The organism is Jeotgalicoccus sp. S0W5, assembly GCF_011634875.1.
Taxonomy (GTDB): domain Bacteria; phylum Bacillota; class Bacilli; order Staphylococcales; family Salinicoccaceae; genus Jeotgalicoccus; species Jeotgalicoccus marinus.
Genome location: NZ_SIRQ01000003.1, coordinates 382278 through 406026, shown reverse-complemented (window position 1 = coordinate 406026; position 23749 = coordinate 382278). Strand labels below are relative to the sequence as shown.

The following is a 23749-nucleotide window of genomic DNA, read 5'->3' as shown; positions in this document are numbered from 1 at the left end:
GACTACCCTCTTTCTTTTGTTAATTTTTGTAGCTCATCTGTCAGTTCATAAAATCTAACTTCATCTTTAGATAATAAGGCTTGGTCGATTAAATGTTCGAGTTCCTTTATATCTTCTTGAAGAATCTCATCATTTTTTGTTAGTTCTTCAGACCGAATTTGATTATAGCGAATATCATCTGTTGAGAGTATGAATTCTAAATAAAGACCGTCAGTTTTGTTCAAGTTCAATTCATGGAAGATTGTCTCACCATTGTCTGTGATGATACCGTCTTTTTCGAACATTAAGGTTGGTCTATTTACATTTTTTTCTGCAATCCTTAACTTTCTACGTATAGAAGAATCCGTAAAGGAAATATTATGGGTAATCAGTGGGTGAGATTTAATAAAATTTAAGATCCAAACTGCAGTATGGTCCTTAAAATCATAGTTATAGAGACAATAGTTAATAAAATCTTTTTTAAAGCTCGTCTTCCTCACCTGCTATCTGCTCATAATCCATCTGCCAGTCCGGATTGTCAGGTTCTAGTTGCATCAGTTTCTCTAGGATTTGTTTTTTGTCTGGATGATTAATTTCTCTTAAGTAATAGTAATAATCTACATAGAATTCAAGAGAATCATCTAACAGTGCTTGGGCATCCTTGTAGTATTTTAAGGCTTGACTGTCATTTTCATTTTCTGCTTCTATTTTAGCAAGTAAGTAAATCGATTCACCACTTAGGGCATTGATGTCTAAATGTTTAACATAGTCATCGATTGTGTCTGTTTCACCTGTTTTTAAAATACTTTCAAAGAGCATTAGATATGCATCATCGTAGTCTTCATCCAGTTCAGTTGCGATTCTGAAATGTTCAATGGCTTTGTCCGCTTGGTTTTGTCTAAAGTACAAGCGACCAAGATGGAAGTAAATAAGCGAGTTTTTATCATTTTCTTTAAGATAGGTTAAAAGTGTTTCTGTCGCGTCTTCTAAATTATGTTCAGTTTCATAGATGTTCATGAGTAAAATATAGGCATTGATAAAGTACGGTTCATTGTCGAGTACTTTTTCAAGTAAGCTTTTAGCTGCATCGTAATCTTTTAAATTATATTCGAGTAAGGCTTTTTTGTAGAAGTCTTCATTTGAATAATGATCTTCTGAAATACTATCGAAATATGCACGTGCATCTTCAAAGTTTAAAAGATTGACGTTGATATCCGCTAATCTTAAACCAAGTAATATACCATTTACTTCCTCGAGCCCTTCGTTTAAAACATCTTCATAAAATCTGACTGCTTCCTCAAGGTCACCATTTGAGTAGTATAACTCGGCAATTGCAAAGTCGATAATGATGTCATCAGACATATTTTTTGCCTCAAATAACAATCTTAATGCGACGTCGTTTAAGTTCATCTGTTGAAAGATTTCTGACTTCAACATTAGTACTGTTGGCGTTTCAGGGCTAGAGTTAATCAGTTCAAGGGCATCATCAAGGCGCCCTTCACTGATATAAGATTCAACGATATATGAAATGACGTAATCGTCATGGTCTACGTTATTATTTAAATGTAGGAAAATCTGTCTTGCTTGATATTCTAAACCTGCATTTTGTAATGCATCTCCCAAAACAAAGAGTGCTTCTAAAGACTCATCTGAGTGAAATTGGTCTAGACTATTTAAAATATTGTTTAAATCACTTTCAGGGTATGTTCCCTGTCTAAGTTTATCGATTATTTGAAGAATTTCTTCGTGCATATTATCGATCCTCTCGTAAACTATTAAGGTCTTCAAGGAAGCTTGGGAATGACACATCTATGGCACTGATATCATCAATGTTGATTTCTTGATTCGTTGCAATGGCCATAATGATCAGCATCATTATAATTCTATGGTCATGATAACCCTTAAAGATTTCGTTTGCTGTGACTGAGCCATAGCCTGGATTGACTTCAAAACCGTCTTCAAAAGTGTTAATGTCAACACCAAACTTCTTCAATTCATCTTCAACAGCACTAATTCTGTCAGTTTCTTTATAGCGAAGTTCTTCTGCATCTCTAACGGTTGACGTCCCATTAGTAAATGCAGCAAGTACCGCTAAGATTGGAATCTCATCAATTAGACGTGGGATAATTTCGCCATCAATAGAGAATGGTTTAAGATTTTTTGTGTATTTGACATGAATGTCGCCAAAAGCTTCTCCATCTGTCGTTTTCTCATCAATCGTAATATTAGCGCCCATGGTTTTCACAACATCAATAATTCCCGCTCGAGTATCATTTAAGGATACGTTATTAATAGTAATATCAGCACCTGGTGTAATCAAGCCGAGGACGATGATGAAGGCAGCTGAAGAAATATCTCCTGGAACAACGACATCGGATGATGTCAGTGCTTGCCCTCCATTTAGTACTACGGTCTTATCTGCTACATTAATGTCAGCACCAAATTGTGCCATCATTATTTCAGAATGATTTCTTGATGGATGCGTTTCGTGAATAATTGTTTGACCTTCTTGAAAAAGCCCAGTGAATAAGATGGCACTTTTAACTTGTGCTGAGGCAATCGGCATATGATATTCAAGCGGTTTGATTTTAGCTGGTTGAATTGAAATCGGTGGGAACTTATCTTCTTTTAAGTTGATCTTTGCACCCATTTCACTTAGCGGGATGACTACCCTATCCATGGGGCGTTTAGCAATCGTTTCATCACCCTCAATCACTGCATTAATCTGTTCTAATCCTGCGACTAAGCCAGTTAAAAGACGTGTCGTTGTACCGCTGTTTCCTGTGTAAAGAATATCTGATGGAGATTGAAGCGATTGATGACCACTAGAAGTCACTTCAAAGTCAGCTCCGATTCTCTTAACGTCAGCGCCAAGTTGTCTCATGTTTTCAAAAGTTCTTAAAGTATCCGCACTAATCAGAGGGGATTTTATAAAGGTTGTTCCCTCTGCTAAAGCACCTAACATCAAAGCGCGATGGGTAATCGACTTATCTCCTGGAACAGTAATGTTACCGGTAAACTTACTATTTAAAAGTTGTTTCATAGGCACTCCCTTAACTCTAATAAGTATTCTTTTAAGGTCTCTATCTTTAAATCTGTCACAACAAGTTGTGAATCCTGATTAAATAATACGTAACTGATTACACCTGAGAGATGGTTCTTTTTATCTTTTTCAATTAATTTTAGCATAACATCAATGTCCATTTCTTTTAGAAGATGGACTGGATAGCCATGATACTTCATATAGCTATAATAAGCATCTAAATCAAATTGCGTATTATGAACTTTGTTTGAGAGATGGAGACTCACAATTATACCAAGCATGACTGCTTGCCCGTGTGGAATTTTGTAGCTATATTCTAAGGCATGTCCAAGTGTATGACCAAGGTTTAAAAACTTTCTCCTACCGCTCTCATGCTCATCTTCAATCACAAATTGCATCTTAGTTTGAATACCCTGAATAATATAAGGGGTTAAAGTCTCTACTCGAATCTCATCTTTCGTATCAAGCATTAATTGGTTCGCATCAGCTTCTGAACTTAACAATGCATGTTTAAATACTTCACCAAAGCCACTTAATTTTTCACTTTCACTTAATGAATCTAAAAATTCTAAGTCGTAAATGACAGCCTTAGGTCGATAAAATGCACCGATTAAGTTTTTACCGTGTTTAGAATTAATGGCCGTCTTACCACCAATTGCAGAATCGTGAGCGAGCAGTGTTGTTGGAACGTGAATGTAATCTACACCACGGAGGACCATACTTGCAATAAATCCGCCTGCATCTCCAGTTGCCCCACCACCGATAACGACAAGTAGAGAATTTCTCTTAATATCTCTCTCTAATAAAAGCTCTACTGTTTCCATTAAAGGAGAAGCGTATTTAAACGATTCTCCTCCAGTGACAGTTATAGGGTGCTTGATATTTTTTAATTTACTATTTTTATATAGTGAATAGACGTTCTCATCGATGATATAAAACACCGATTCGTATTGATTAGTCAAAGATTCTAAATGAGTATCTAAGACACCGCGTTCAACATAAATTGGGTAGTTATTTGTTGGATACGTTGTAATGATATCCATATTAAAATTCTCTTAAGCGTTTTTGATAGTCACTTAAGGCAGCTTTTAACTCAGAAAAATCATCACTTGGGAATTTTTCTAGTATGGCATCAGCTACTTCAATCGCAACCATATGTTCTGCGACTATTGATGCTGCTGGTACAGCACTTGGATCACTACGTTCAATCGTTGCAGTAAATGCTTCTTTCGTCTCAATATCCACGCTCATTAAAGGCTTATAAAGTGTAGGGATTGGTTTCATAACACCTCTAACTACGATTGGCATACCTGTTGTCATACCGCCTTCAAAGCCGCCAAGATTATTACTACTTCTGTAATATCCTTCTTCTGTAGAATATTTAATTTCATCTTGAACTTGTGAGCCAGGTGTAGAGGCCATTTTAAAGCCCATGCCAAATTCCACACCTTTAAAGGCGTTAATACTAACAATAGAACGGGCAATTTTTGCATCTAATTTACGGTCATAGTGTACATGAGAGCCGAGTCCAGCTGGTGGGTTTTCAACGATAACTTCTACTACTCCGCCGATTGTATCCCCGTTTTTCTTGGCAAGATCAATTGTCTCTTCTGCGGCTTTAACGACATCTGTCGATACCATACGTACACTGGAGCTATTAGTGTTTTCTACAATTGTATCGAAGTCATAAGAGCCTTCATCTATTACTTTACCAATCTGTGTCACACGAGAAGTAATTTTAATATCTAGACTGTGTAAGAGTTCCTTACATAGTGCACCAACAGCTACGCGTGCTGTCGTCTCTCTTGCTGAAGAGCGCTCGAGTATATTTCTAAGATCACGATGGTTATACTTCATGCCACCGACTAAGTCTGCATGACCTGGGCGAGGTTTTGTTATAACACGCTTCATTTCTTTTTCTTCATCTTCTGAAATAGGTTCTGCACCCATGATGTTGACCCAATGTTTAAAGTCATCGTTATTGATCTCCAACATGATGGGACTGCCGAGTGTTTTACCATGTCTTATACCTGCACCAAACTGGAAGGTATCCTTTTCAATTTGCATGCGACGACCTCTACCGTACCCACCTTGGCGTTTAAAAAGTTCCTCTTGCATGCGGTCCTTATCAATTGGAAGATTGGACGGAAAGCCCTCGACTATAGCGCTGACCTTAGGACCGTGTGATTCACCTGAAGTTAAAAATCTCATAGTAAGCACCTCTGTTAATTTTTTTTGTATATGAAAAAAAGACTGAGTAATTTCTTACCCAGTCCGATTGATCATTTTAGTAAATCCAAGCGCTATTAGATAGGTTGTAATCAACTAATTCAGATTGGTCAAAGAATAGATTGATTTCTCTTTCTGCACTTTCTGGTGAATCTGAACCGTGTATGATGTTTTTTCCTACAGTTAAACCGAAGTCGCCACGGATAGTACCGGGTGCTGCTTCTTGTGGATTAGTTGAACCAACAACTAAACGTGCTGTTTTAATGACGTTCTCGCCTTCAAGTACCATAGCAAATACAGGACCAGAAGTGATGAAGTCTACTAACTCACCAAAGAAAGGTCTTTCGCTGTGTTCACCGTAGTGTGTTTTAGCAAGCTCATCAGATACTTGCATTAATTTAGCACCAACGATTTTAAAGCCTTTGTTTTCAAGTCTTTCAACGATAGGTCCGATTAGGTTTCTTTGGACACCATCAGGTTTAATCATAAGAAATGTTTTTTCCATTATAATAGCTCCTTAAAAATGTTTTCGTCTTATTTTATCACTATCTATAGGCGGTTTACAAACTAATTACGCCTATTTTTTAACATATCTGCGATTTCTAAAAAATATTCCTTAATTGGAGTCTCAATCTCAGCAACAGCCTCTGTAGCTTGGGTAATGTGATCATGACTAATATCTAAGGCCTTGTTTATGGCATCTGTTTCTAATAGATAGTTTATTAATTTATTGTCATCAGTCTTATAGTTGGAATATGATTCGAGCATCGACTTAAAGGTGGGATCACTGTCTCTTAAAAGTAAGACTGGTAAAGTATAATGACCATTTTTAATATCAGCAAAACGCGGTTTACCGAGCACCTTACTAGATCCTGTAAAGTCTAGACAATCATCAGTAATTTGAAAGCTCATACCGATATGGTAGCCGTATGTGACGAGTTTTGAAATCGTCTCATCATCAACCTTACCTGCATAGGCACCAAGTTCAATACTGAGTACGATTAATAAGGCAGTCTTTCGATATATTTTTTTATAATATTCATCTAAGGTTTGATAAGCATCGAACTGACTATCAAATTGAATCAGTTCCCCTCTAACAATTTCTCGAATTCCTGTGGAATATGTTTCATGAAATTTTGAGCTCTCAATTCTCGCAACAAGTTGTAAGGCAGAAGATAACAAATAGTTTCCTGTATTGACCGCCTGGAAATAGCCGTGATTATGATAGACCGTCGGTTTACCTCGGCGTAAGGCGCTATCATCAATAATGTCATCATGAACAAGGCTCGCCATATGAAGTAATTCTAAACTTGCCCCGGTTTTTAAAACATCACTATATGCATCTGCATCGCCAAGTTGTCCTGATAGAATTGTAAATAAGGGTCTGAGTTTTTTGCCCCCAGAATTAAACAATTCAAAGCTTTGATCGTTGACTAAGATTCCATTAGGCTCAAGCTCTTTCTTTACAATCTTTTTAATTTGAGACAGCTCATCAGACATGAACTTCCTTAAACTTTTCACTCGTCTTCACCCAAAGGTTTATATCCGATGTGGGTTGCGGCAGTGCCAAATGTATGAGGGATTACTTTAACACTGATGTAACCACTATCAAAGAGCATGTCTTTTAATTGAGCTTTTGTTAAAAATTGACTCGTAGACTCGTATAACCATTCATATTCCTTACCACTTCCAGCAATTTTCTGGCCAAGGAATGGCATAATCTTACCAAAGTATATATTAAAGCCAAAGTTCATAAAGGCATTCTCAGGATTAGAAGTTTCTAAAATAACGAGCTGACCACCCGGTTTTAACACTCGGTAAAATTCTTTAATACCAACTGCATAATCCGGGAGATTACGGAGTCCAAAACCGATAGTGATGATATCAAAACTATTATCTTCGTAAGGTAGATTTAAGGCATCACCTTGAACAAGAGAAATATTATTAAACTGAGCTGTTTTTTCATCAGCAACTCTCAGCATATTTTCACTAAAATCAAGGCCGATGACATTGGCATTAGGATTTTCTGCAAGTTGGATTGTCCAGTCGCCAGTACCACAGCAAAGGTCAAGAACTTGTTGATTGTCTTTAACGAAAATCTCCTTATTTGTTTTGTTTCTCCAAATGTTATGTTGATTAAAACTTATGACGTCATTCATGTGATCGTAGTCATCAGAGATTGTATTAAATATATTTTGAATTCTGTTTTCATTTTGCATTAGTCTTCACCTTTAATATTTGTTATGTATGTTAATGCAGTCTTATCGAGTGATTTATAATATTTATCTATCACCTGATAAAGCGTTGATGAGACATAACCATTATCTATTAAATAGAAAAGCGGTGCAAACAACAGATATTTTAATTCATGTTCATCAATCATTCTTGTATTTGCATAGATATCAGATTTTTTTGAGGCAAGGTCCTTTGATATCGTGACCATATCGTAAACGATGTCCATGTGACCACCCTGTGATAAGGCGAAATAGAATTCAGAAAAATAATAATCACCCATCAAAACATGTTTCTCTCGTGCTTGGTTATCTGGTATAATATCGAGCGTATTTAATGCGTATGTAAATAAGAGGACAGCTTCAGCGATATATGTTTCACCGATAATATTATTATCGTCGATAAAGAAGTCTGTGATTTCGTTCGCTTCGAGTGCTTTGACGAGATCGGACAGCGTCTTATAGTCATTTTGCTGTTCCTTTAAATATTTCATAAATATCACCTTATAAATGAATAGACCTAACTCGCGTTAGGCCTAGTAAATGGAATTATTTAACTGCGTCTTTAAGTGCTTTACCAGCTTTAAATGCAGGTACTTTTGATGCTGGAATTTCAATTTCTTCACCAGACTGTGGGTTACGGCCTTTTCTTGCAGCACGTTCACGTACTTCAAAGTTACCGAATCCAATTAATTGTACTTTTTCACCTTTAGAAAGTGAACCTTGAATTGATTCGAAGACTGCGTCTACAGCAGCTCCTGCTTCTTTTTTCGTCAAATCAGCTTTATCGCTGACAGCGTTGATTAAATCTGTCTTATTCATCTGATAGACCTCCTATAATCTGTATAATGATTTTATCATTATGTTTTGACTTTACCATACGACACTAGTGACTGCAACGCATTTAAGTTATTTTTCCTGTAAAAGACACCGAGAAATCAGTTTTTATGAACACTTGTCATGAAAATAGCCTCGTTGTTTTCATCGACAGTCATTTCTGGCGAATAAATCGGCACTATTGGTGTATATTCATATAGGATTTCTCTGATGTCATCGCCTGTTTCAAAGTCTAAGTTTTCATTTTCTATCATCTTATCTAAATCGGGGCGATAATCGATTACAAACTCTTGTCCCCCACTGTAGTATACATTTAATTCCTCACCTGTATAGGGGCTGATTACTGTTGGGTTTTCCTGCAAATTATAAAAGTCTAAATCGAGCTGATAGACGTTTGGTCCAACCTGTTCACCGAGTTCTACATGTTCACCCATACCATTGATTCTTAGAGATAAAGAACGTAGCTCCTCTATTAAGGCAAGATCTGCAAGTTTAACTGTTGGGTTCTCTTCAGCATCTAAAATTACATATTGGAAATTACCCCCATTCTCATATGCAGTTGTGGGGATATCACTTAAGTATTCCGGAACTATACTATTGAAATCAATCTGATATTCAAGATATTCTGCTGTATCAGATTTTGTTTGTATAGGTAGTACCCCGCCTTCATTCTCACTGAAGTTCTCTACCGCACTTTGAACGTTTTGTATATCGGCTTCTGGTGGTATATTATGACCTGCTCTCTCTTCTTCAGGATACAAACAACCTGTTAAAACAAAGAGCGCAATAGTTAATGTGAAAATATAGCCGAACTTACGCATGGGACGATCCCCCAATGACAAGAATCATAAGTAAGAATGCAAGTATGAGAATGAGCCACGCAATAATAGAAACGATTACACTTATAAAGCGAATGGTGATGACAAATCTTGATAAGTAGATCAAAACTGCTGCTAGTGCCATGAAGCCCATTGAGACAAAGGACACCCACATTAAATCCATCCTGGAAATATCAAACATATTTATACCTCAACCTATTTACTATTTTTAATCTGATTTTCTAATAATTGTTTCAATCCTTCAGATTCAGATGTCTTCTCTCTTTGCATTAATGCAGCAAAAGCTTCATCTTCACTGATACCATCAAAGAGATAGCCGTATAAGGTCGTCGTTATCGGCATCTCGATATCTTCAGCAATTGCAAGTTCATGAGCGGCTCTAGTTGTGTTGACGCCTTCAACAACCATGCCCATTTTCTTAGTCGCTTCCTCTAGAGTTAAGCCACTTGCCAACATTTGACCACAGCGGTAATTTCTAGAATGTTGACTGGTTGCTGTAACAATTAGATCTCCCATACCTGTAAGGCCTAAGAAAGTTAATGGATTCGCACCTAATTTTGTGCCAAGACGTGCAATTTCGTGTAAGCCACGTGTAATTACAGCTGCCTTTGGATTGTCCCCAAAACCATAGCCAGATAAGGCGCCAACTGCTAAGGCAACGATATTTTTTAAGGCACCACCGATTTCTACACCGATTAGATCGTGGTTGACATAGACCCTAAAGTATTCAGTCATAAAGACATCTTGAAGTAGCTCTGCACCAGTAGAATTAACTGAGGCAACACTGACAGTTGTCGGTTGCTTTTCTGCTACTTCTTCAGCATGGCTAGGTCCACTAAGTACACCGATGTCGGACACAGTCGAGTCATCGAACACTTCTGTTAGTACTTCAGAAACACGTTTATAAGTATCTAATTCAAGTCCTTTTGCTACATGGACAACTAAGATACGTTTATTAAATGATTTTAGAAGTTCATGAATGTCAGTCGCCATTTTTCTCATGGCAATTACAGGTACTGCTAAAACGATAATTTCACAGTGTTCAACCGCATCACTTAGTGAGGTTGTCGCTTGGATACCATTATCGAGTTGAATATTTTTTAAATATTTCTCATTGGTCTTTAAGTCATTGATTTCCTGAACGGTCGCTTCATTTCTACCGTACATTAAAACATCATGTTTGTTGTCATTTAGTACGATTGCGAGGCTTGTGCCGAAACTACCTGTTCCAATAACCGATATGTTCATGTGAAAACCTCCTAATTTCTTCTACGACTGATGATGTGTATCGGCGTTCCTTTAAAACCAAATGCTTTTCTTAATTGGTTTTCAATATAACGACGGTAGCTAAAATGCATCAGTTCAGTATCGTTAACAAATAATACGAAGGTCGGTGGTTTAACACTAACCTGTGTACCGTAGTAAATACTTAAACGGCGACCAGCTGAATCTGTTGGTGTTGGATTCATGCTGACACTATCAACAAGTACCTCATTTAATGTACTTGATTGAACGCGTTTTATACTCTGATCATATGCTTCCTTGATAAGTGGGAATAAGGTCTTCAATCTGACTTTAGTCATCGCAGAAACAAAAGTAATAGGTGCATAGTCTAAGTATTGGAAGTTATCCTTAATATCCAGTTCAAACTCACGCATAGTTTTTTCATCTTTTTCAACTGCATCCCATTTATTAACTACAATGACAATGGCCTTACCTGCTTCGTGTGCCAGGCCAGCAATTCTCTTATCTTGCTCACGAATACCCTCTTCACCATTTAAAACAACAAGTACAAGATCTGAACGTTCAATGGCACGGCTCGCTCTTAAGACAGAATATTTTTCAGTCGCCTCATAGACTTTACCGCGCTTTCTCATACCTGCAGTGTCAATAAGTGTATATTCTTCATCTTCATAAGTATATTGGGTATCAACAGCATCTCTTGTAGTACCTGCAATATCAGAAACAATGACGCGCTCTTCACCTAGGATAGCATTTACAAGACTAGATTTACCGACGTTTGGCCGACCAATTAGTGACACTTTTATTGAAGTATCTTCTTCTAATTCAGCTTCAATATCTTTAAAGTGTTTAACAACTTCGTCCAATGCATCACCTAAGCCTAGGCCATGACTGCCTGAAACAGGCCATGGATCGCCTAAGCCGAGTTGATAAAATTCATAGATTTCATTTCTCATTTCAAAGTTATCAATTTTATTAACGACTAAAACAACAGGTTTATTAGATTTTTGTAGAATCCTAGCGACGAACAGGTCATCGTTACTCACAGTCTCACGTCCATCGACGACCATCATGATAACGTCTGCTTCTAATATTGCGATTTCAGCCTGCATTTTAATTTGTTGTTGGAAAGGTTCATCTTTAATTTCAATTCCACCAGTATCGATTAAGTTAAAGGTATGGTTTAACCACTCACCTTCTGCATATAATCGGTCCCTTGTGACCCCTGGTGAATCTTCAACTATAGCTTTTCTTTCACCGATAATTCTATTAAAAAGCGTGGATTTCCCCACGTTTGGTTTACCCACTACTGCGATTGTTGGTTTATACATTGTTACCCTCCCTGTATGCACATTTATTTTAACACAAATAAAATAAAGAGCGATAGTAACATCGCCCTTTAGTCATAGAACAAAATTTTATTAATCTACTTATTATAAGTCTAAATTTTTGAATCGATCGCCAAAAACATCACCAAGTGTTGGTGCATCATCTTCGTCATCGTCAGTATAAACTTGAGTATTCTCTTCTTTTCTAGCTTGTTTAGGTTTAGCAGGTGCTTCCTCTAATGCCTTAATAGAAAGTGAGATTTTTTCATTATCCTTATCTAAGCCAATAATTTTAACTTCAATTTCCTGCTCTTCTTTTAGGACATCTTGTGGTACGTTGACGTGGTCATATGAGATCTCTGAAATATGTACAAGACCTTCAACACCAGCTTCAACCTCAACAAATGCACCAAAATCAACAAGGCGTTTAACTGTTCCACTCAATGTATCTCCCACATCGTGGTTATCGATGAATGTATCAAACGGTGACTCTCCAGCTTGTTTAAGGGATAAGCTTATACGCTCTTCATCTGGATTAACGTCAAGTACTTTAACTTTAACTTTTTGACCGATTTCAACTGCATCTTCAACACTTTCAACACGGCTATAGCTTAGCTCAGAAATGTGAGCAAGGCCATCTACGTTACCGATGTTAATGAAAGCACCGAATGAGGTTGTACGTACGACTTCTCCGTCAATAATACTGCCAATTTCTAAATCTTCTAACTCAGCTTGGCGTTGTTTTGATTTTTCACCTTCAACAATGCGTTTTCTATTTAAGATGACTCTGTTCTTCTCTTGGTCAATATCTTCAACTTTAACATCTAAGACTTGACCAGTGAACTGTTCTAAATCTTCAACGTACTCATCAGACAATAGTGATGCAGGGATAAATCCTCTAACACCTACGTCTAATACTAAACCAGCTTTAACTGCTTCTACTACAGTACCTTGAAGTGTCTCGTCATCTGCTTGTTTTTGTTTTAATTCATCATATGCCTTTTGTTCATCAAGTTTTCTAATTGAAACAATGATGTTTTTAGCATCGTTTTCCACTTTGATTACTACTGCTGTAACTTGATCATCTAAAGCGATGATATCGTTTGGATGTTCGATGCGTTTATTTGTAAGCTGACTAATTGGAATAATGCCTTCGTAGTCAGAATTATCCACCTGAACTTTGACAAACTTATCTTCGATGCTAGAGATAGTACCAGTTACTTCATCACCGACTGCGAATGGACCATCTGCAGTCTCAATATCATTCTGTAAATCATCGTTGTTGTCTGGTGCATCATTAACCTGAGTTTCTTCGATGTTTGAATCTTCGTTCTTAATGTCTTCTGTCGCCATGTGCTTGCCTCCAATTACTTTACAATATATATTTAACTTCTTATAATTCGATCGTTTTGTCAAGTGATTATTCTGAAAATAGTAAATTCTTTAGCTGATTTTCTATTTTCAAAGTTAAATCTTTACGATTATTGCCTTCTTCTAAAAATGCTTTAGTGTCAATCGGTTTACCAAAAATGACCGTGACACCTTCTTTTTTATTATAGCTTCCTTTAATGACACATGGTACTATAGGTGCTTCTGATTTTGAAGCAATAAAGCTTGCACCTTCTTGTAAAGGCTGTAATTGAGTCTTATCCCCTTTATTACGATGACCCTCAGGGAATATTAAAAGACAACGACCATCTTCTAATGCCTTAATTGAAGTTTTTAATGCAGCGCGATCACTCTTTCCTCTTGATACAGGAATGGCATTGAATTTAGGGAAAATCTTCCCGATTACGGGTAAGTCAAACAATTCTTGTTTTGCAAAGAAAGATAGCTCTCTTTTAAGACTTACACCGATTAATGGAGGGTCGAAATCATTGATATGGTTTGAACAAATCATTACAGGTCCACTTTGAGGAACTCTGTCTTGTCCAATAACCTTCACTTTAAATCTGAATTTGTAAAATTGATGGACCACAACTTTTGCAATGTTGTATAACATTTATCTAGCCTCCATTTTGATGTTTACGAGTTCTATAATATACTTTTCGACTTCATCAATTGTTAAATCGCTCGTATCTAAAACAATCGCATCATCGGCTTTAACAAGTGGTGATATTTCTCGAGTACTATCGATTTCATCTCTCGTAATAATCTCTTGTGTGAGTGTTTCGAGGCTAACATTGTTCCCTCTAACTTGTTCTTCTTTTAAACGTCTTTCTGCACGCACTTTTGGATCAGCCTGCATGAAAACTTTAATTTCTGCATCTGGTAGTACTGTTGTACCGATATCTCTACCATCCATAACGACGTTAGCATTTTCACTTATCTTACGTTGCATGTTTACAAGATAGGTTCTCACCTTTTCTAAACTTGAGATTCGGCTAACATTTTGGGTCACTTCTTTCGATCGAATTTCTTTACTTACATTAACGTCATTTAAGTAAACTTCATCATTCTCATCGAAGGTTATCGTGACATCTTCTTCAATATTTTCGATTGAATCATCGCCGTGTTTTAAAGTGTGTAAAGTGACTGCACGATACATGGCACCAGTATCAATGTAGAGGTACCCTAGTTTTTTTGCGACGCGTTTTGCAATCGTGCTCTTACCAGCAGCAGCTGGGCCGTCAATGGCTATTCTTAACGTTGTCATGTTGTGTCCTACTTTCATATTACGGTATTATCAATTGTTGGCCGACAGAGATTTCATTTTCACTTATGCCATTTGCCTCTCTAATTCTCTGAACGTTTTCTGAACTACCATCACCATAGTATTGAATGGCAATTCTATAAAGGTTATCCTCAGTGGTTACTGTATGGGAGGCATTGGCATTAGTTGTCTGATTTTCTTCTGTTTCTTGGTTGGCTACTTCTGTTTCTTGATTTGCTTCTGTATTTGCTTCAGTCTGGTTCTCATTGTTTGTTGAATCTTCAGTTTGAGTATCTTCGCTCGCTGACTCTGACTCATTTGAGTTTTCTTCAGTATTACTATCTTCTGTATTCTCCTGGTCGTTACTGCTTGACTCATCAGACTCTTTGTCTTGAATAGCATTTCTAGATTCACTTTCGAGTGCTTCTAGCTCTTCTTCAGAATAATTGACTTCTAAGTCTTCAGAACTTGAAGTATTATTTCGACCTTCGGCTAATCGTCTTTCATGTTCTTTCTTTTGTTCTTCAAGTTCTGCATTGAACTCAGCTGTGTTATTATTTTCTTCGGCTTCATTCGTCTCTTCTGATTCAGAACTTGCGAGCTCAATTTCATCATCTAATGATGGCCAGAAGTTAGAAAATATTAAGAATGCGAGTAATAAAGTAATTGGAATCAATACTAAGAGACCGAGAATCCAAGGTAATTTTCTACCTTCATTGTTATCACTTTTCTTTTTAGTATTCGCTTTTGCTTTAGTTTGGTTACCGATGCCACCTAATTTTTCTTTTGACACTTTAAGCTCGTTCTTAATACGATTTTGATAGCCTTTTAACGTGCCGATAAAAGCAGCTTTTCTCTTTTGATTATTTTCCGAGCTGAAATAAGCCTGAATTTTATCAGTGAGGCTATCTTCATTCTTGTTCTTTTTTTCTTTTGCAGAATTATTTTTCTTTGGATTTCCTTCTTTTTGATTATCTTTATTTTTGTGGCGTGCACTACGACTGAGCGTTTGTCTTTCGCCATCCTTGTTACCATTTTTAGAATCGGTCTTGTCAGGCTTTTCTTCATCTGCCCGCTTATGGTTCATATCTTTATAAAAATCATCTTTCATACCGCATTCTCCTAGTCACAGAATTCTAATTTTAATTATATATTGTTTGTACCAACATTTAAAGAGTTATCAGTCTTTAGTCGTATTGTTGTATGTTCAATTATTGTTCATTGATATATTTTTGATTTTCTCTTAAAATAACAATGAACAATCGTAAAGGTTAAGAGGTGAAATTTTTATGTGCGCTAAGAAATACACAATCGTTGACCAAGATACTTGTATCGCATGCGGCGCCTGCGGAGCAGCAGCACCAGATATTTATGATTATGATGATGACGGTATTGCTTATGTTATCTTAGATGACAATAAAGGCATTACTGCTGTACCAGAAGATCTTCTGGAAGATATGGAAGATGCATTTGATGGCTGTCCGACAGATTCAATTAAAGTTGAAGAAGAACCATTTGATGGTGATCCATTGAAGTATGAATAGATAATATTAAATAAGGATGAGAAATCAAAAGATTTCTCATCCTTATTTTTTCTTTCTTAATTTTGTTTTTGAATTACTGGAATCACCTTAATGTAGATGATATAACATATAATACTCAAAATAATTCCTTTGACTAAGTTGAATGGAATTATTCCGGCAGTAACGACCACTCTTAAGTTATTTATGATGTCTGTTTGATCGACAATCAGACCATAAGCAGGGAGTAGTACAAAATAGTTCAACACTGCTAAAGAAAGAATGAGCATTAAAGTACCTGTTACAAAGCCGTAAATGAGGCGTTTGACTGTTTTCTTCTTGTAGTAAAAAAAGAAGACAGGCAGTAAAAATGAAAATGCTGCTAAAAGGTTCGCAATTGGGCCTATTGGCTCACTGGCAACCAGCAAACTGTACAGCACAATTTTCATAATAATAATTAATGAGCCGCCTAAACCACCAAAAAGTATGAAGCCTATAAAGGCAGGTATATCTGACAAATCAAGCATCAGAAATGGTGGTAGGAATGGTAAAGGAAACTGAATGAGCATTAATATAAATGATAATGCACTCAGGATACTAATATTGATGATTTTTCTTAGTCGTTGTCTATCTATTGATATCAATCCCTTCTAGTTCTAGGCATGGTAATAATAAATGTTGTACCTTTTCCGAAATCGCTCTCTACTGATATTTCACCACCGTGTTTTTCGATGATATTTTTTACAATATACAAGCCTAAGCCGGTTCCGTGTTTACCTCTTGTACGTGCTTCATCGACCTTATAGAAACGGTCAAATATATGTTTCATGTTTTCACGTTTAATGCCAGTTCCCGTATCTGATAGCTTGATGGTAACATGGTTTTCACTATTCTGTTTTGCAGAAATAGTAATCGTATCATTAGCTTTAGTGTAACGGATGGCATTGTCTAATAAATTTGTCAGTACTTGATTCATCTTATCTGCATCGTGTGGGAAAATAATCGGCCCATCTTCAACATCGAAAAGTAGTTTAGTTTCTTTTTCTTTTAATTCGTAGTCAAAGCGGTGACGTAGTTTATCGAGAAGTGGTTTAAAGTCCTGATCGACAATATCATAAAGGACTTCGTCCGAATCCATTCTCGCTATAACTAAAAGTTCGTTTACGAGTTTGTTCATGCGGTCCGACTCATCTTTAATAATCGACACCATTTCTTTTACTTCCTCCGGGTCAGTCACGATGTCATCTAAGAGTGCTTCAGAGTATCCACTAAGCATGACCATTGGTGTTTTTAATTCATGGGAGACATTGGAAATAAATTCTGAACGCATCTTCTCTGTGTTAATTTCATCTGTAATATCCCAAATCAAGACCGTTACACCACTTTGTTCCTCGTTTGATTCCACTGGAGACATAGCAAGTTGTAAGTGCATATCATCTATGTCGAGACGTTCTAAATGTGGTCTATTGTCTCTCGCAACAACTTTAATTAAGGATGAAAAATAACCATTCTGCTCATTCTCTTCGAATAGGCTATAATAATTTAATCCTGCCTGATTACTATAGATTAATTCCGCATTGGTATTTAGGTAAAGAATACCATTCGTTAGTGATGAGAACACATTCTCTCTTAAATTTTTCTCATGTGTCAGCTCTGAAATGGTGCTTTTAATATTATCATTCATCTTATTAAATGCGAGTGTTAACTCCCCTATTTCATCTCGAGATGTTACTTTTAAATTATTGTATTCACCAGTAGCCGTAGAAAAAGCTGAGTTCTTTAAGGCGATTAGCGGCTTGGTAATCCTAGAAATCAAGAAAAATGCAAAGAAGGTTGTAATCAAGAATAAGGTAATTGCACTAATTAGAATAATCATTAATACGGTAAAGAATGACTGATTCAAGGCATCTAAATCACTAAACATAATGATCGCTGTGTCTTCATTAAAATACCGACTTAGATCAGAAACTTTTACCATGAGTTCGTGATTATCTTCATCTCTAAAAATAAAGGTATTTTCTGCAGAGTCTGAATTAATGATTTCTTCATAGATGTTTTCAGCAGTAGATTGGTCTCCAGTAATAACCTGACCATTAGAGTAGATGATTAAATTTTCCTCTGCAGCTAAATATGTTTCTTGTGAGGTTAGAGAATGATTACTTAAGATGACATTCTCTACTCGGCTCACTTCTTTTTCTAATTGTCTCTCTGTAATATCTAAAGAATAATTTCTAAAAAAAAGACTTAAAACGATGGACAATATAATTAAAACTGTAGTCACTATCATTAAGATAGTAAACCACAGTTTTGTTACGACACTGGAGAAAAAACTCATTTGTCGTTTACCTCAAATTTATAGCCGATTCCCCATATTGTATGAATCATCTGGCTTGCCTCTGGAGATACTTTATTCAATTTCTCTCTCAGTCTCTTGACATGTGTATCTACAGTTCTTAAGTCACCGTAGAAATCGTAATTCCAAACTTCTTTAAGCAGTTCTTCACGATTGAACACCTTATCTGGACTTTTAGCCAGGAATAATAGGAGTTCATACTCCTTAGGTGTTAAGTTTACACGCTTATTATCAGCTAATACTCTGTGTGCATCATTGTCGATGACCAAGTGTTCAAAGACGACAATATCCTTTGCAGAAGTATCTTTTTCGATAAAGGCAGTTTCTGAAGAACGTCTCAAAATCGCTTTGACTCTAAGCACAACTTCTCGTGGTGAGAAAGGTTTGACAATGTAATCATCAGCACCGACTTCTAAACCTTCAACACGATCTGCTTCTTCCCCCTTAGCTGTTAGCATAATAATAGGTGTAGATTTTTCCTTACGAAGCTCTCTTGCAACTTCTATTCCATCCATCTCAGGCATCATTAAATCCAATAAGATAACATGGAAATCTTCATTCATTGCAATTGACAAGGCATCTTTACCATTGTCAGCTTCAACTATTTCATAATCTTCTCTTGTTAAATATAGGTTCAGTAACTTTCTAATCCGTTCTTCATCATCAACAAGCAATATTTTTTCTGTCATTGTAACCCTCTTTTCGTATTATGCATATGAATGTAGGCCGGACACAATCATATTGATTGCAATTAAGTTAAACAGAATAAGTAGGAAACCGCCCACTGCTAACCATGCAGATTTTTCACCTTCATAACCTCTGTTAATTCTTAAGTGAAGGAAAATCGTATAGAACATGAAAGTAATAAAGGCCCATGTTTCTTTCGGGTCCCAGCCCCAGAATCTACTCCATGCCATCTGTGCCCAAATTGCAGCGAAGAAGATGCCACCTAAAGCAAATAGTGGGAAGCCGATAATAACCGAACGATATCCAATCTCATCCATTAAGACAAGATCGACCTTCTTAGTTAATGGTTTAAAGAGTGAAAAGATTCGTCTTCTGAGTATTAATCGAACGATTCCATAGACGACGATACCTAAAATAATTGACCACAGGACAGTATTAAGTGAGTCCGCTTTAATTACTGGAGGTAAATCAATACCTAGATGGAAATGTTCAGTTGGTTCAAACTCATTGTTTCCAACGTGTTCTACAGGAATTGCGTCCTGGTAGTTAATTAAACTTGGTAAATGATATTCGGCGATTACTTGTTGTCCAGTTTGATCTGTGTAGTAAAATTCATCATTGTAACCGACGACTTCTTTCATCACGAGTGTTGTTACAATATATGTTGCAACAATTACTAATCCGACCATTATCATTTCTAAACATCTTGCGCGCCATGATTTTTCATCTGCAGGAATGGCTTTAAGTAAGTAAATCAATCCTGCTACAGCACTCATTGAAAGTATACCATAGGATAAGGTTACAGTAATAACGTGAATGGCTAGCCAGCTACTCTGAAGTGCTGGTATTAATGGTTGAACATCTGTTGAGAACAGACTACCGTATCCAAGTAATAATAAGGAAATCGGTATTGCAAATAAACCGAATATTTTAGTTTTAAAGTAATGGTACGTAATTAGATAACCACCGATGAGCATGATTGAGAACATGGCAATAAATTCATACATGTTCGATACCGGTGCATGTCCCGTCGCCATCCAACGGAAAGCGAAATAGCCTAATTCTAAGATAAAGGCAATAATAATCATCCAAAGCGCAATTTTTTCATACTTTTGGGTCTTTGACTTTGACTTGATACTGATACCGAGTGGAATCAGTGCGACGAGTAGCATGATAAACGCGATGAATATGAGTGTATTACTTATTGATAAAAATGTTGCATCCATATATTAAACACTATCCTTTCGAATTCGATTCCTCTTCTTCTTTATCTTTCATAGCCTCGAATTCATATGATTCTAATATTGTATTCATTTCTTTCTTCATACCGTAATAGTTTTTATTCGTATGTGCAGCGATGTTCATTGTGTCACCTTCTGCATTAATCCAAATTCTACGGTGATTGATATATGAACCAATAAAGAGTCCGATTAAGAAGATGATAAAGCCAGCTGCCATATAAGGCATTGCTAAGTCTTTTTTCAAGGTCAGTACACTTGCCATATGATCTTCTGCTTCTACAAAGCGAATGTTGTACTCATTATCTTGTGTAATATCAGTCGAATTCATAATTTGAAGTAGGCTCAGCTCTTGTTTTTCACCATCATCTACTTCAAATACAAAGGCAGGGTTTGTAGGTACAGGTGTTGCCGTAATCAATGTACCGTTGTCATCTATTTCTAAAAAATCTGGTGCATAGGCACGCATATCGATACTAACGTCTTCGGTAATTTGATAAGAATCTTCTGGGTCATCAAGTTCTACCGTGAAGTTGTCACCTAGCGTGTTACCTTCACTATCTTCTAGTCTAAAGGTCATCGATTTCATCTGTGAATTATCGTAAGAAGATTGATAAAGTTGATAATCTTCAAATACATAAGGATGGTTTACTCTAATACTATATTTGTCAACCTCTTCTAGCTCAGGAGATGATCCTACAACATCAGCTGTTTGGTTTTCATAAAATGTAATGTCTGTTTGGAAGTTACTGATGGTCATTTCCATGTTGTTTTGTAGAGATTCATCAAATACTGTTCCACTTTCCTCATCATACGTATCGATTGTGAAACTTTCGTTTTTGACGTAATATTTACCGTTCGTTGTCGGGACACTTACAGTCTCACCTTCTTGAGCGTAGATAATTTCATCAACATATACCCCTGGGAAGAATCTAAGCATACTACCGATGAGTAAAATAATTAAACCAGTATGGTTAATGTATGGGCCCCATCTAGATAAACGACCTTTTTCTAATAGGTAATGATTCCCGTCCTGAGTTAATTTGTATTTTTTGTTTTCAAACGATTTAACAATTTCAGGTGCTTTACTAACATTGTCATAGTTGTTGTTTAAACGTTGGCGTCTAAAGAATGAATCGTGTTTTTTCGCACGTTGATTTTTTAATGATTTGTATAGAGGTACACCTCTATCGACACTCGCTGCAATAATAGATAAAGCCAATAGACCGTTAAGTAAAACAAACCACCAAGAGGAATACAGCTGAGTAAAGCCAAGTTTGTAATACAACATACCAAATGTTCCATATTGTTCGGTGTAGTGCTCTAGTGGGTCTGCACCAATCGGAATAAAGTATTCCTGTGGTAAGATTGTTCCAATAGCAGCAGCAATTGCGATTATTGCAATGATACCGACACCCACCTTAATGGATGTGAAGAAGTTCCAAATCTTATCAAAGATACTTTTAGACTTCACTTTGGAACGTACTGCACTACCGTCATAGCGCATTAAATCTTTAATTTTCTTCTTGTCATAGTTTTCATTAATCATCTTACCGCAGGACTGACAAAGTTGCGTCCCCGGTGGATTGACATGGCCACAATGACTACATGTAATATCATTCTTATTTTCTTTTACTTCTTCATTATTATCTTTAGTGTTCATTAAGTTCATCCTATTCTACAGAAGACTCTATAAAGGCATGTATGTCCTCTTTAGTTAGTTGATACTCCTGTTTTTTCACAACTTCACCATCTTTATTAATCGCTATTGTTGTTGGTAAAGGGCCGATATTATAAGCCTTTGTGACACTACGATTTGGATCGAGTGCAATCGGATAATCCAAGTCTTCAGATAAGCCTGAAATAAATTGTGAAATTTGCTGAGGATTTTCAGAAACGTTGACAGCAATTATTTCATAGTCTTCATGGCCTTCATTATATACTTGGTTCATATCGGGCATTTCTTCGCGACATGGTTTACACCATGTGCCCCAGAAATTTAAGATAACCCCTTTTTCATCAGTAAGTTGTGATAGTTGAATTTCATCCCCATCTAGCGTCTCAAGCTTGAAATCCACTGCTTCGTCACCAACATTTACTGTTTGGGAACCATCTCTTAAGTTTAGGTAAAGTGTTAAACCTAATAGTGCTGCTATTGTAATAATCGTTCCTGTACGAACGACTTTCCTTGTACTTTTTTTCAAAGTTAGGCTCCTTTCAATATATTATAAAACCGCTATAAAATGCGTGCATAGTGCCAATTATAACACAACTCATTTTATGGCGGTTTGACATTATTATGACATTTACGACTTACTTTTTACTGTTAGCGATGAGCTTTTTAACTTCATGTGGTTTTAAGTAGCGATAGTCGCCTTCTTTCAATCCTTCAAGTGTTAGAAAGTCAAAGCGGATACGAGTGAGTTTTGTCACGTTTAAGCCGAAATGTTCGAACATACGTCTTACCTGTCGGTTACGTCCTTCGTGGATAGAAATTTCTAAAATCATGTCCTTACCACTCTTATCTCTGATCACTTTTAAGTCACACGGTGCTGTCTTACCATCACTTAAACGTATACCTCGTCGCATTTCATCTTGTTGATGACGAAGTAAAACGCCATCTATTTTTACTCTGTAAGTTTTCTTCATTTCATATTTAGGATGTGTCATGTGTTGGGTAAACTCACCATCGTTAGTGACGAGTAAGATTCCAGAAGTGTCATAATCTAAACGACCAACTGGGTAGAGTCTCGCATCAATGTCATCAAAGGCATCAATGACAGTTTCACGGTCTTTATCGTCTTCGGCAGATGAGATTTCACCTGTTGGCTTATAGTATAAAATATGCACAGGTTCTTCTTTAGTAATGATGACACCATCGACTTTCACCTGGTCCTTATCTGTTACCTTTATACCAGGTTCTGTAATTTTTTTACCGTTGATTGTTACTCTACCTTCTTCAATTAGATTATCTGCTTTTCTACGGGAAGTAATTCCAGCATCAGCAATTTTCTTATTAATACGTGTACTTGTCATGTGTTTTACTCCTTTAGACTATTGAAGAATAAGTCAATCTCTTCTTGTTCACTAATCATATCATCACTAGGTAAATCACTTAAAGATTTAAGGCCAAATACCTCTAGAAAGTGTTGGGTGGTTTCAAAATGACTAGCGCGTTCATCTTGAATGTTCTTCTTTTTCACTAGTCCCTTATTAATCAATGTTGAAATTGGTCCATCTGACGCAATGCCACGTACAGTTTCAATACCATTTCTTGAAATTGGCTGGTTGTAAGCAATAATAGCTAGAACTTCGAGAGATGCTTGGGACAATTTCTTTTGAGGACGATCGGCAAGTACCCGGCTAATATATTTCTCCATTTCTGGACTCGTCTTCAAATAGTACATATCCCCATGTCTTTCAATAACATACTGTTCTTTACTATATGCATTTACTTCATTTTCAAGTTGGATCTTTGTGATTGGCACGTGCATGATTAAAGCTTCTTCACTTAAACCTAAGTCACCTGCGATATATAAGAGCCCTTCAATAATGTTAATTTTCTCCAAG

General features: G+C 36.6%; 27 protein-coding genes. 1 reads left to right on the top strand and 26 read right to left on the bottom strand.

Features of this window, described 5'->3' with window-relative positions:
• Positions 1-2: 2 nt before the first annotated feature.
• From EYB29_RS04395 to EYB29_RS04310, 18 genes are all read right to left on the bottom strand, one after another.
• Positions 3-479 (bottom strand): YpiB family protein, encoded by a 477-nt coding sequence (locus EYB29_RS04395; protein WP_026866321.1) that lies wholly within the window; start codon positions 477-479, stop codon positions 3-5.
• Positions 460-1731 carry a tetratricopeptide repeat protein gene (locus EYB29_RS04390; RefSeq protein ID WP_026866322.1) on the bottom strand — a complete coding sequence of 424 codons (1272 nt, stop codon included), beginning with the start codon at positions 1729-1731 and terminating at the stop codon, positions 460-462. Before EYB29_RS04390 ends, EYB29_RS04395 begins: the two co-directional genes overlap by 20 nt.
• A 1-nt stretch (position 1732) precedes the next feature.
• Positions 1733-3022, bottom strand: a complete 1290-nt coding sequence (aroA, locus tag EYB29_RS04385; RefSeq protein WP_026866323.1) for a 3-phosphoshikimate 1-carboxyvinyltransferase — start codon at positions 3020-3022, stop codon at positions 1733-1735.
• The gene (locus tag EYB29_RS04380) at positions 3019-4065 is read right to left on the bottom strand and encodes a 3-dehydroquinate synthase (protein WP_166626679.1); all 1047 of its coding nucleotides are present in this window, start codon (positions 4063-4065) and stop codon (positions 3019-3021) included. The genes aroA and EYB29_RS04380 overlap by 4 nt, the downstream gene beginning before the upstream one ends.
• Position 4066: 1 nt before the next feature.
• Positions 4067-5233 carry a chorismate synthase gene (gene aroC / locus EYB29_RS04375; protein ID WP_166626678.1) on the bottom strand — a complete coding sequence of 389 codons (1167 nt, stop codon included), beginning with the start codon at positions 5231-5233 and terminating at the stop codon, positions 4067-4069.
• 76 nt (positions 5234-5309) lie between these two features.
• Positions 5310-5756 carry a nucleoside-diphosphate kinase gene (gene ndk / locus EYB29_RS04370; RefSeq protein WP_026866326.1) on the bottom strand — a complete coding sequence of 149 codons (447 nt, stop codon included), beginning with the start codon at positions 5754-5756 and terminating at the stop codon, positions 5310-5312.
• Between the two features lie 62 nt (positions 5757-5818).
• Positions 5819-6772, bottom strand: coding sequence for a polyprenyl synthetase family protein (locus EYB29_RS04365; RefSeq protein ID WP_026866327.1), 954 nt, complete (start codon positions 6770-6772; stop codon positions 5819-5821).
• A complete protein-coding gene (locus tag EYB29_RS04360) occupies positions 6769-7470 on the bottom strand; it encodes a demethylmenaquinone methyltransferase (RefSeq protein WP_026866328.1) in 702 nt (233 codons plus the stop codon). The genes EYB29_RS04365 and EYB29_RS04360 overlap by 4 nt, the downstream gene beginning before the upstream one ends.
• A complete protein-coding gene (locus tag EYB29_RS04355; RefSeq protein ID WP_166626677.1) occupies positions 7470-7976 on the bottom strand; it encodes a hypothetical protein in 507 nt (168 codons plus the stop codon). The genes EYB29_RS04360 and EYB29_RS04355 overlap by 1 nt, the downstream gene beginning before the upstream one ends.
• Positions 7977-8031: 55 nt before the next feature.
• Complete coding sequence (locus tag EYB29_RS04350; RefSeq protein WP_026866330.1) at positions 8032-8304, bottom strand: HU family DNA-binding protein; 273 nt, start codon at positions 8302-8304, stop codon at positions 8032-8034.
• Positions 8305-8420: 116 nt separating this feature from the next.
• Positions 8421-9140: a hypothetical protein gene (locus EYB29_RS04345; protein ID WP_026866331.1), complete on the bottom strand. Its 720-nt coding sequence runs from the start codon at positions 9138-9140 to the stop codon at positions 8421-8423.
• Positions 9133-9339 (bottom strand): DUF2768 family protein, encoded by a 207-nt coding sequence (locus tag EYB29_RS04340; protein WP_026866332.1) that lies wholly within the window; start codon positions 9337-9339, stop codon positions 9133-9135. The genes EYB29_RS04345 and EYB29_RS04340 overlap by 8 nt, the downstream gene beginning before the upstream one ends.
• A gap of 14 nt (positions 9340-9353) precedes the next feature.
• Positions 9354-10406: an NAD(P)H-dependent glycerol-3-phosphate dehydrogenase gene (locus EYB29_RS04335; protein WP_166626676.1), complete on the bottom strand. Its 1053-nt coding sequence runs from the start codon at positions 10404-10406 to the stop codon at positions 9354-9356.
• 11 nt (positions 10407-10417) lie between these two features.
• Positions 10418-11731, bottom strand: coding sequence for a ribosome biogenesis GTPase Der (gene der, locus EYB29_RS04330; RefSeq protein WP_166626675.1), 1314 nt, complete (start codon positions 11729-11731; stop codon positions 10418-10420).
• Positions 11732-11833: 102 nt separating this feature from the next.
• Positions 11834-13081 carry a 30S ribosomal protein S1 gene (gene rpsA, locus EYB29_RS04325; protein ID WP_166626674.1) on the bottom strand — a complete coding sequence of 416 codons (1248 nt, stop codon included), beginning with the start codon at positions 13079-13081 and terminating at the stop codon, positions 11834-11836.
• 67 nt (positions 13082-13148) lie between these two features.
• Positions 13149-13730 carry a lysophospholipid acyltransferase family protein gene (locus EYB29_RS04320; RefSeq protein WP_166626673.1) on the bottom strand — a complete coding sequence of 194 codons (582 nt, stop codon included), beginning with the start codon at positions 13728-13730 and terminating at the stop codon, positions 13149-13151.
• Complete coding sequence (gene cmk, locus EYB29_RS04315; protein ID WP_026866337.1) at positions 13731-14384, bottom strand: (d)CMP kinase; 654 nt, start codon at positions 14382-14384, stop codon at positions 13731-13733.
• A gap of 19 nt (positions 14385-14403) precedes the next feature.
• A complete protein-coding gene (locus tag EYB29_RS04310) occupies positions 14404-15492 on the bottom strand; it encodes a LysM peptidoglycan-binding domain-containing protein (protein WP_026866338.1) in 1089 nt (362 codons plus the stop codon).
• 178 nt (positions 15493-15670) lie between these two features.
• Between EYB29_RS04310 and EYB29_RS04305 the strand changes: the two genes are divergently transcribed.
• The gene (locus tag EYB29_RS04305) at positions 15671-15925 is read left to right on the top strand and encodes a ferredoxin (RefSeq protein ID WP_026866339.1); all 255 of its coding nucleotides are present in this window, start codon (positions 15671-15673) and stop codon (positions 15923-15925) included.
• Positions 15926-15981: 56 nt separating this feature from the next.
• Here the strand turns inward: EYB29_RS04305 and EYB29_RS04300 are convergent, their stop codons facing one another.
• From EYB29_RS04300 to scpB, 8 genes are all read right to left on the bottom strand, one after another.
• On the bottom strand, positions 15982-16545 hold the full coding sequence (locus EYB29_RS04300) for an ECF transporter S component (protein ID WP_235678887.1): 564 nt from the start codon (positions 16543-16545) through the stop codon (positions 15982-15984).
• Entirely contained in the window at positions 16542-18236 is a 1695-nt protein-coding gene (locus tag EYB29_RS04295; RefSeq protein WP_166626672.1) for a HAMP domain-containing sensor histidine kinase, read from the bottom strand. The genes EYB29_RS04300 and EYB29_RS04295 overlap by 4 nt, the downstream gene beginning before the upstream one ends.
• Positions 18233-18943: a response regulator transcription factor gene (locus tag EYB29_RS04290; protein WP_166626671.1), complete on the bottom strand. Its 711-nt coding sequence runs from the start codon at positions 18941-18943 to the stop codon at positions 18233-18235. The genes EYB29_RS04295 and EYB29_RS04290 overlap by 4 nt, the downstream gene beginning before the upstream one ends.
• An 18-nt stretch (positions 18944-18961) precedes the next feature.
• Positions 18962-20167: a c-type cytochrome biogenesis protein CcsB gene (gene ccsB / locus EYB29_RS04285; protein WP_166626670.1), complete on the bottom strand. Its 1206-nt coding sequence runs from the start codon at positions 20165-20167 to the stop codon at positions 18962-18964.
• A 10-nt stretch (positions 20168-20177) separates the two neighbouring features.
• Positions 20178-21842, bottom strand: a complete 1665-nt coding sequence (locus EYB29_RS04280) for a cytochrome c biogenesis ResB family protein (RefSeq protein ID WP_051220461.1) — start codon at positions 21840-21842, stop codon at positions 20178-20180.
• A 10-nt stretch (positions 21843-21852) separates the two neighbouring features.
• On the bottom strand, positions 21853-22383 hold the full coding sequence (resA, locus tag EYB29_RS04275; RefSeq protein WP_026866345.1) for a thiol-disulfide oxidoreductase ResA: 531 nt from the start codon (positions 22381-22383) through the stop codon (positions 21853-21855).
• A gap of 109 nt (positions 22384-22492) precedes the next feature.
• The gene (locus tag EYB29_RS04270) at positions 22493-23215 is read right to left on the bottom strand and encodes a pseudouridine synthase (RefSeq protein ID WP_166626669.1); all 723 of its coding nucleotides are present in this window, start codon (positions 23213-23215) and stop codon (positions 22493-22495) included.
• Positions 23216-23220: 5 nt separating this feature from the next.
• Complete coding sequence (gene scpB, locus EYB29_RS04265) at positions 23221-23748, bottom strand: SMC-Scp complex subunit ScpB (protein WP_026866347.1); 528 nt, start codon at positions 23746-23748, stop codon at positions 23221-23223.
• Position 23749: the final 1 nt, after the last annotated feature.